The 1,063-nt window shown below is 64.9% G+C and carries 1 protein-coding gene; it reads right to left on the reverse strand.

Annotated elements, in window-relative coordinates; all coding sequences use genetic code 11:
- The coding region (locus AB5Y92_RS09015) for a Sua5/YciO/YrdC/YwlC family protein (RefSeq protein WP_368226531.1) at positions 1-1,063 on the reverse strand (1,063 nt) is incomplete at both ends.

Raw genomic sequence — 1,063 nt, forward strand, 5'->3', positions numbered from 1 at the left:
GGGGGAAGGGCTGTTCATCGGGGGCCAGCTGCAAGGCAGTCGCCTCCAGCAATAGCCCCGCTTCGCCCTCGTAATCGGGGGTGTCGATCACTCCCAAGAGCGCCGCCACCGCATCGAACAGCCGACCGACGGAGCTGGTATGGGGGGCGTTGCGACCCAGCTGCCAGAGCTGGTGCAGATTGCTGATCCGCTCAGCTGGCAGTTGCTTGATCAACGGAATATCGAGGGCGCTGATCTCCTTAGGGCTGTGCGATTCAAACAGCAGCCCCAGCAGCTGACGTACCGGCTCGCGGATGGCCGCTTCGCCGCCGATCAGCTTGAAGGGGGCAAGGTGGGCAACCCGCGTAAAGCTCTGAACGTCTGCGATCAGCAGCTCGCCGCCCCAGAGGGTGCAGTCATCGCCAAGGCCGGTGCCATCGAAGGCAACACCCAGCACCGGGCCTGTGATGTTGTGCTCGGCCATCACCCCCAGCAGGTGGGCGTGATGGTGCTGCACCTCAAGGTGGGTTGCCCCCTGATCGCGGCAGTAATTGTTGGCCCACTGATGGCTGAGGTAGCCGGTGTGGCGATCCGAGACCAGAACTTCGGGGTTGAGATCGTAGAGATCGCGAAAGGTCGCCAGGGTCTGCTCGAAGTGCTCCTGCATCGGCAGGCTGTGCAGATCGCCGATATAGGGGCTGTAGATGCGCTGGCGGCCGAAGGCGAGCGCCAGCTGGTTTTTCTGCTGCGCCCCGACAGCCAAGAGCGGCGCCTTGACCGCCTCTTGCAAGCTGGGAGTGCAGGGGGCATAACCCCGGGCGAGGCGCAACGTCTGGCGCCGCCCGCCCGCCCACTGCACCAGACTGTCGTCGCACGGGTGCAGGATGGGGCGGTTGTGATCCAGGATGCCGTCAATCTCGTCCCCGAGTTCCCTGACCAGCTCCTCGCACTCGATAAGGATCGGGCTGCCGCGACCATTGGCGCTGGTGGCCACCAGCGGCATGGCGCAGGCATCCAGCAGTAGCTGGTGCAGCGGGGTATAGGGGAGCATGATGCCAAGGTAGGGGATGCCGGGGGCGATCCC

The organism is Aeromonas sp. R1-1 (assembly GCF_040908495.1).
Lineage (GTDB): Bacteria > Pseudomonadota > Gammaproteobacteria > Enterobacterales > Aeromonadaceae > Aeromonas > Aeromonas veronii.